7 protein-coding genes, 2 tRNA genes and 1 pseudogene are annotated in these 8386 nt (G+C 45.0%); 3 read left to right on the forward strand and 7 right to left on the reverse strand.

The window, feature by feature from the left end; genetic code table 11:
- Positions 1-99: 99 nt before the first annotated feature.
- The 3 genes from ACUU1M_RS17090 to mtfA all read right to left on the reverse strand — a co-directional run bounded on the left by ACUU1M_RS17090 (position 100) and on the right by mtfA (position 2497).
- Positions 100-1362 carry a tyrosine-type recombinase/integrase gene (locus ACUU1M_RS17090; RefSeq protein ID WP_024260780.1) on the reverse strand — a complete coding sequence of 421 codons (1263 nt, stop codon included), beginning with the start codon at positions 1360-1362 and terminating at the stop codon, positions 100-102.
- Positions 1363-1523: 161 nt separating this feature from the next.
- Positions 1524-1599, reverse strand: a tRNA-Asn gene (locus ACUU1M_RS17095).
- 100 nt (positions 1600-1699) lie between these two features.
- Positions 1700-2497, reverse strand: coding sequence for a DgsA anti-repressor MtfA (gene mtfA, locus ACUU1M_RS17100; protein ID WP_024260779.1), 798 nt, complete (start codon positions 2495-2497; stop codon positions 1700-1702).
- Between the two features lie 93 nt (positions 2498-2590).
- Between mtfA and ACUU1M_RS17105 the strand changes: the two genes are divergently transcribed.
- A tRNA-Ser gene (locus ACUU1M_RS17105) sits at positions 2591-2680 on the forward strand.
- Between the two features lie 669 nt (positions 2681-3349).
- Here the strand turns inward: ACUU1M_RS17105 and zinT are convergent.
- The 4 genes and pseudogenes from zinT to hiuH form a co-directional block, all read right to left on the reverse strand.
- On the reverse strand, positions 3350-4000 hold the full coding sequence (gene zinT, locus ACUU1M_RS17110) for a metal-binding protein ZinT (protein WP_001007781.1): 651 nt from the start codon (positions 3998-4000) through the stop codon (positions 3350-3352).
- A 257-nt stretch (positions 4001-4257) separates the two neighbouring features.
- A complete protein-coding gene (msrQ, locus tag ACUU1M_RS17115) occupies positions 4258-4893 on the reverse strand; it encodes a protein-methionine-sulfoxide reductase heme-binding subunit MsrQ (protein ID WP_001240061.1) in 636 nt (211 codons plus the stop codon).
- Positions 4894-5889 (reverse strand): annotated as a pseudogene (gene msrP / locus ACUU1M_RS17120) (protein-methionine-sulfoxide reductase catalytic subunit MsrP).
- 101 nt (positions 5890-5990) lie between these two features.
- A complete protein-coding gene (gene hiuH / locus ACUU1M_RS17125; RefSeq protein WP_000920127.1) occupies positions 5991-6404 on the reverse strand; it encodes a hydroxyisourate hydrolase in 414 nt (137 codons plus the stop codon).
- A gap of 132 nt (positions 6405-6536) precedes the next feature.
- Between hiuH and hprR the strand changes: the two genes are divergently transcribed.
- On the forward strand, positions 6537-7208 hold the full coding sequence (gene hprR / locus ACUU1M_RS17130) for a response regulator transcription factor HprR (RefSeq protein WP_001347103.1): 672 nt from the start codon (positions 6537-6539) through the stop codon (positions 7206-7208).
- The coding region (gene hprS / locus ACUU1M_RS17135) for a two-component system sensor histidine kinase HprS (protein ID WP_449144702.1) at positions 7208-8386 on the forward strand (1179 nt) is incomplete at its 3' end. The genes hprR and hprS, both read left to right, overlap by 1 nt.

Below are 8386 nucleotides of genomic sequence, written 5' to 3' on the forward strand. Positions count from 1 at the left end.
AAATAGGTGTTTTTCGTCATGAAGTTGATAAAAGTCTATATAGAACCACCTCCTGTAGAGGTGGTGGTAATTTGCCAGAGTGTGGGATTCGTTAGTATACTATGGGATAAACTTATTTTTACCAATTGTATAAGGCGGTGCATAAGATTCTCGGCATGCTTCCAGATAATCCGACCGCCACTGCATCATCGCTTTGCGGGCTTCCAGGTGCTCTGCCTTATGAATATAAGCCATGCGCACGGTATTGCGCTCCTGATGACTCATCTGGCGTTCTACTGCGTCCTTTGCCCATAAACCCGATTCCATCAGCGCACTGCATGCCATTGCCCGGAAGCCGTGACCGCAGATATCCTTTTTCGTGTCGTAACCCATCACCCGCAGTGCCTTATTGACCGTGTTTTCACACATTGGCTTATACGGGTTATGGTCGCCGGGGAAGATCAGTTCATTATTACCGGTGATATCCTTAATCTGTTTCAGAATGGCGATGGACTGTTCTGAGAGGGGGACGATATGCGGCATTCGCATTTTTGCCCCGCGGCCGGAATAACGCACGCCAATAATGGGTTCTCGCGTCGCGGGTATCGTCCAGACTCGGTTTGTGAAATCAATCTCTGACCAGCGGGCGAAACGCAGTTCACTGGAGCGAATGAACACATGCAGCATTAGCAGAACGGCATGCCGGGTCAGTTCACGGCCCTGATGATATGCCCCAATACGTTCAAGCAGTTCAGGCAGCCGCTCCAGCGGCAGGGCAGGATAGTGCCGTCTGACAGGAGGTGTGGTCACGCCGCCAAGGTTTGCTGCAGGGTTCGTATCGATTAACTCCTGATGGACCGCATGGCGCATTATGTTACTCAGGTGCTGCCGTGTGCGGGACGCAACCTCCAGCAGACCTTTTTCCTCGATCCCTTTCAGCAGGTCAATGAAATGACGGGGTTTAAGTTCTGATACAGGTAGGTTCCCGATGACCGGAAAGATGTGATTGTTCAGGCTGGCAAGCAGACGGTCGGCGGTGTTCTGCGACCATTTCCTGTTACTTTTATGCCACGCCAGCGCCACGTTTTTAAAAACTTTCTCCGGTGTTCGTGAGCCACGTTCAGCAGCCCGCTGCTGTACCGGGTTGATATTCAGCGCCAGCATTTTACGGATACCTTCACGTTGCTGTCGCGCATCAGACAGGGAGATGGCTGGATAGGCACCCAGCGCAATGCGGGATTCTTTACCGCTAATACGGTATTTGAGATACCAGTGGCGGGAGCCACCCGGCTTGACCAGCAGATACAGACCGTGAGAATCGGAGACTTTAAAGGGTTTATCAGAAGGCTTGAGGGTGCGGATTTTTGCGTCGGTAAGGGATATATGGGGGTCACTCCATTATCGAACTAACCTGACCCCAGATTTGACCACCAATTTTTCCCGATGCGTAGGGTAAAATCAAAATGCACCGAGAAGAGTTTTCACACTAACCTGTTGAATCAACATCAGATAAAGATTCGCAAGGATGCATGAAAACAGAAAATTGGCTCCTCTGACTGGACTCGAACCAGTGACATACGGATTAACAGTCCGCCGTTCTACCGACTGAACTACAGAGGAATCGTGAGAACGGGGCGCATATTACTTAGCGGTACCTTGTCTGTCAACACTAAATTTCATAAGCCATTTCAATTGGTTAATTAATCTGCAAAGTTGTTAATTAATGAACATTCGTCGCCGAAAACGAGTCTGTATCATTAGCGTGATGCAGTCTCTGCAAAGGATCTTGTTGATAAAATTGACAGACACGTTGCCACAATGAAGGGAAACGAGGAGCAAAAAGTTCTGGGGCGCTAAAGAAATATTCAGAAAGTACGGCAAAACATTCAGCAGGATCACTGGCAGCATAAGCATCAATGCTCGCCGCATTCTCACCAACTAATTCGATTTCTTCCTGAATGTTGTTCATTGCAGCATGAAGATCGTGTTCCCAGCCAGCAACCTCACGCAACGAAATAAAGGGAACTCCGCTGGCGCGATCGCCGTTACGGGTGTCCAGCTTATGAGCGACTTCATGAATAATCAGGTTAAAACCAGAAGCATCAAAAGAATCTTGTATATCCAACCAGTTCAAAACGATAGGCCCTTGCTGCCAGCTCTGACCTGACTGAACAATACGTTGGTTATGCACCAGACCGATATCGTCTTCCCATTCATCATCGACCACAAATGGCGCAGGATAAATTAAGACTTCATGAAAACCATCCAGCCATTCCAGTCCTAACTCCAGAACGGGCAGGCAAAATAGAAGTGCTATCCGGCAGCTTCTTAATGAATTCAGCTCAAAGCCCTGTAAAGGAACAAGCCGTTTTTGCTGTAAAAAACGTTCGGCAAGAGCGACCAATTTGCTTTGTTCCTGTTCTGTCAGACACGTTAAAAGGGGGATCGATAGTGCTTCCTGCCAGGGAAGGGCAGTTTGATGTGCTGATTCTTGTACTTTCCAGGGCCACTTAATCATCGTTTTGCTCGCAAACTCGTCACTTGAACAAAATTGCACGGACAGGGACTGTTAAAATGCCAAATTTCCTGGCATCATGGCAACCATCTGAACGGAGAGATGCCGGAGCGGCTGAACGGACCGGTCTCGAAAACCGGAGTAGGGGCAACTCTACCGGGGGTTCAAATCCCCCTCTCTCCGCCACTTTATCAATGACTTATCTCCCGACTTCCCGCCTTGCTTTTCCTAAACAGAACAATCGTAGAATATTCTTGAAGGGTGAGATCGTCACTGTTTTCTGTTCGATACTGTGACATTCAGCGCTTGATTCGCTATGGAGCTGACAGGAAGGTTTCGAGCGAAAATCTACAGTTATTCAGTCGTTTTCTTATCGGTCACCATTATTCTTTTAGACATTGATCCTATGAAACTGCCGCAAAGTTGCTGGCGGGAACTGAAGTTGCGTAGAGAAGGGGTCAATAATTGAGCCAAAAAAGGAACGCGGCCGTCAGATTAAAGCCGCGGGACAAAGTCCATAATTTCCAAGAGTTGTTGAATTTCCCAGCTTTTTTGAAAGCCTTTGTATCATACTAACAAGTAAAAAAGGTTTAAACACCAAAATTAACCTATATTTCTGGTTAGCTTTACCATGACAGATGACTTGCTCCTGGAAATATTTGCGCTGCCAGTCTGTATGGCTGAGTTGTGTATTTATTGTTCGCCTTTTTCTCAGTTTTTTTCTACAGACATAATAAAAAAGACACGACTCAAGTATGAGCGTGTCTGAGTTTGTCTTACTTATTTGTCTTGGTAAATTATTGTTGTTACTACCAGGCACTGTTCTGTTAAATAACTGAAGTCAGCGCAAAAAAATCAATGAGACATCATCTCCTCGACCACTTCTTCACTACTCAACTGATAGGGATAATACGTTGGCCAGTTTTCCATTTCATTCAATAAAGATTGCTGGGAATCATTACCCATAAAAATGTGAAAATGAGATGATTTTCGTGGTGCAATTATATGATCGCTAAATTGTATATATTTAGGGGCTTTGCTTTCAGGATCTTTACATTCGAATAAGTAACGAACGCCTTTCTTGCCTGATTTATAGGTGAGTATTTTGTATCCATCGTAATCATATTTACAGGATGTTGTTTCATTATTTCTATGGAATTCGACAATGCCGTCCTCAATGCCAATCATTTCGATATCTGTCGGATAACCTTTGCGATAATAATCTTTAATTTCAGCAAATGTTTTGGTTTTATCTGCATCCGCTTTCTTCTGAAAGACGGGATCAAGTTTGCCACTTTGCAGTAAAGGGTAAACGGATTGCCAGACTCCATCCCAGTCACTGAGCGTTCGGTTTTGTACATTGGTATCATCAAAAACACCATTAGCAGCTTTTTGTTCGACCTCTGTTAAGGGTTTGCCATGAGAATGATGACCATGCGAAAAGGCAGGAGCGCTAACAATAAAGACACCTAAAGCAACAGCCAGTTTATGAAGACGAATCGCCAAAACAATTTCCTCCAGAGTTAATGTACATTATGTGTAATGTTATATTGTAACATATGAAAAAATGCAACAACTCATTAGGAAATGAGAGCATGGTATTCTCAGGTGTATTGAACTATCTTATTGAAATAAAATAAATTATTCTGGTAATGAAAGGTTGATGACAAACGAAACATAACTTGATGCGATCTGTGTGGGCCGGATAGGGCGCTCGCGCCGCATCCGGCCGGGATAACGCGAAGTTTGTCGGCAATATGAAGTTATAGAGATAATTTGTTGTGGGCCTGCTTGCGTAACCGGTTGAAAAGGGAAAGCAACTTCTTATACCGTAAGGCTAAAAGCAGTACAGCCAGCCCAGCGTAGATGAGTGGCTGCGGTGAAATAATCTTCACTGACCACAGATAATGTATTGGGGCCAGGATCGCGACAAGATAGACGAAGTTATGCAACTGTTGCCAGTGTTTGCCGAGTTTTCGCTGCATCGACTGGGTTGAAGTGAACGCTAAAGCAAGCAAAATAACCCAGCTGATAATTCCTAACGTTAAATAAGGCCGGGTAATTAACTCCTTACCTAATAACGCCAGATTATTCACGCCCAACTCCAGCAATGCGTAACTGGTTAAATGCAGTGTCGCCCAGGCAAAGCACCATAAGCCTAACAGGCGGCGAGTGCGTATCAATAACGGCTGTTTTGCGTAGCGTGCCAGAGGTGTGATTAACAAGGCCGCAAGCAAAAATTTCAGTGCAGTGCGACCGGTAAAATGCTGAATATCTTTCACCGGATCGGCACCCAGTCCACCGTGATTGATCGCCCAGACCAGCCAGAGAAACGGCAACAATCCGGCAAGATGCAGGCAAACTTTCAGCCATATCACCTGTTTTGCTGTCAGACGCATTTAGAAATTCTCCCGCAAATCCAGGCCACGATACAGCGATGCCACCTGGTCGGCGTAACCATTAAACAGTAGTGTTGGCTGGCGCTGAACATCGAGAATGCCGCCTGAACCAATAAATCGTTCGGTAGCCTGTGACCAGCGCGGGTGATCAACATGCGGATTAACGTTGGCGTAAAAACCGTATTCGTCAGGCGCTGCCAGATTCCAGGTGGTTGGCGGACGCTCGCGGGTCAGCTTAATACTGACGATCGATTTAATCCCTTTAAAGCCATATTTCCACGGCACAATCAGTCGCACCGGCGCGCCATTTTGCGGTGGTAACGCCTTGCCATAAACACCTACGGTCATCAGTGTGAGCGGATGCATTGCTTCGTCGAGACGCAATCCTTCGACATAAGGATATTTCAGCCCGCCGCCGATAAAGCGGTCCTGCTGGCCAGGCATCTGTTCCGGCGCATAAATCGTTTCGAAAGCGACATACTTCGCATTGCTGGTGGGTTCGGCAAGCGCCAGCAATTTGTGTAGCGGAAAACCAATCCACGGCACCACCATCGACCACGCTTCCATGCAGCGCATACGATAAATACGCTCTTCCAGCGGGAAGCGACGGGTTAAATCATCATGATCGAGGGTCAATGGTTTTGCCACTTCGCCGCTGATTTTCAGTGTCCATGGATCGGTTTTCAGGCTACCAGCATTAGCCGCGGGATCGTCTTTATCCAGCCCGAATTCATAGAAGTTGTTATAACCGGAGACTTTATCTGCTGGCGTCAGTGGCAGGTTATTTTGCTAGGCGGCAGGCTTGCTGAACTCCAGCGGTTTTCCGGCGGGGGCGGGCGGACGATCGTTCCCTTTAAACCAGCTAAGCAGATCGGCATGCGCAGCGTGAGGCAAAGAAAATGCAGCTGCGCTGATGCCCAGTGCTTTTAACACCTGCCGACGCTTCATAAAGAATACCGACTCGGCCGTAACATCTGATTCTTTTTCATAAGCCATCACACTTTTTTGTCGTTAACCAACAAGAGCTGTTTACTGTTAATCTGTCAGGGAGTCACCTCCCTAACAGTAGCAGAGATCAGCTTTTACATATTTACGCATTAACTGCCACGATAGGTTGAATACCCATATTGGCTGAGTAACAAAGGCACATGATAATGCTCGTTCACTTTATTAATATGAAATTCAACGGGAATCTCAGGGAAGAAACTTTCAAGATTTTGTTTCTTGAAATAGTCCCCGGTTTTAAATACGACACGGTAATCGCCAGTAGTCGCAGTTTGCTCGGGCCACAGTGCCTTAATTCGTCCATCCTTATCTGTTTTGGCGGTATTAAGTTGTAACCAGCCGTTATCCGCTTTCTTTTCAAGAGTGACTGTCACGTCGGCAGCGGGTTTTCCTGTTTGCTGGTTCAAAATGTGCACGCTAAGAATGTTTTGTTGTGCGGCATAAACCAAAGAAGGTAATGAAAATGCTGCCGTTGCTACCGAGAGTACTAAATAACGCTTTAACATGTTTATATCCTTGTCATGTGAATGAGTTTTGAGGATAGCGAAAAAACGTCCAGGGTAACCTTACAGCAGCATTACAATTTTGTAATGAACCAGGTTGTTTCTATAACATATGATTTATGGCATATTATTTTCATGAAGATTCTACTTATTGAAGATAATCAAAGGACCCAGGAATGGGTAACGCAGGGGCTTTCCGAAGCGGGTTATGTCATTGATGCCGTTTCTGATGGCAGAGATGGGCTTTATCTTGCGCTGAAGGATGATTATGCATTGATCATTCTGGATATTATGCTTCCGGGTATGGATGGCTGGCAGATCTTACAAACGTTAAGAACGGCAAAGCAAACCCCTGTTATTTGCCTTACTGCAAGGGATTCTGTCGATGACAGAGTCAGAGGGTTGGACAGTGGGGCAAATGATTATCTGGTAAAACCTTTTTCATTTTCTGAGTTGCTAGCAAGGGTTCGGGCACAATTAAGGCAACATCACGCTCTGAATTCAACATTAGAAATCAGTGGCTTAAAAATGGACTCTGTCAGTCAAAGTGTGAGCAGGGACAATATCAGTATTACACTGACGCGCAAGGAGTTTCAGTTACTTTGGCTACTGGCCTCCAGAGCTGGCGAGATTATACCCAGAACGGTTATTGCGAGTGAAATTTGGGGAATCAACTTTGATAGTGATACCAATACGGTGGATGTCGCCATTCGCAGGCTCCGCGCAAAAGTTGATGATCCTTTTCCTGAAAAGCTAATCGCCACAATCCGGGGGATGGGCTATTCATTCGTAGCGGTAAAAAAATAATGAAAAGATTATCTATAACCGTCCGTTTAACCTTGCTTTTTATATTTCTGCAGTCTGTTGCTGGCGCTGGAATTGTATGGACTCTCTATAATGGCCTGGCAAGTGAGTTGAAATGGCGCGATGATACAACACTCATTAACCGGACAGCGCAGATCAAGCAGTTGTTAATTGATGGGGTAAATCCAGATACGTTACCTGTGTACTTTAACCGGATGATGGATGTTAGTCAGGATATTTTGATCATTCATAGTGATGGCATCAATAAAATTGTTAACCGGACAAATGTCAGTGATGACATGTTAAATAACATACCTGCTAGTGAGACAATCAGCGCAGCAGGCATTTACAGAAGCATTATTAATGATACAGAGATAGATGCTTTACGAATTAACATTGATGAAGTTTCGCCATCATTAACGGTTACTGTGGCTAAATTGGCTTCAGCCAGACATAATATGCTTGAACAGTATAAAATTAATAGCATTATAATTTGCATTGTCGCCATTATACTGTGCTCAGTATTAAGTCCGTTGTTAATCAGGACGGGGTTGCGAGAGATCAAAAAGTTGAGTGGCGTAACGGAAGCGCTGAATTATAACGATAGCCGAGTGCCGGTTGAGGTTAACGCATTACCGAGAGAACTAAAACCTCTTGGGCAGGCGTTGAATAAAATGCATCATGCTTTAGTCAAAGATTTTGAGCGCCTTAGTCAATTTGCTGACGATCTCGCTCATGAACTTAGAACGCCAATTAATGCATTACTGGGTCAGAATCAGGTTACGCTCAGTCAAACCAGAAGTATCGCTGAATATCAAAAAACAATTGCCGGAAACATTGAAGAGCTGGAAAATATTTCGCGGTTAACAGAGAATATACTGTTTCTTGCCAGGGCAGACAAAAACAATGTTTTGGTGAAACTGGATTCGCTTTCTCTCAATAAGGAAGTTGAAAATCTTTTGGACTATCTTGAATATCTTTCAGACGAGAAAGAGATTTGCTTTAAGGTCAAGTGCAATCAACAAATCTTTGCGGATAAAATTTTACTGCAACGAATGTTATCGAATCTTATTGTTAACGCCATTCGATATTCACCAGAAAAATCGCGTATTCATATAACCAGTTTTCTTGATGCCAACGGCTCTCTTAATATTGATATCGCCAGTCCTGGAACGAAAATT

The sequence above is a fragment of the Shigella sp. SIG6 genome, from assembly GCF_053555815.1.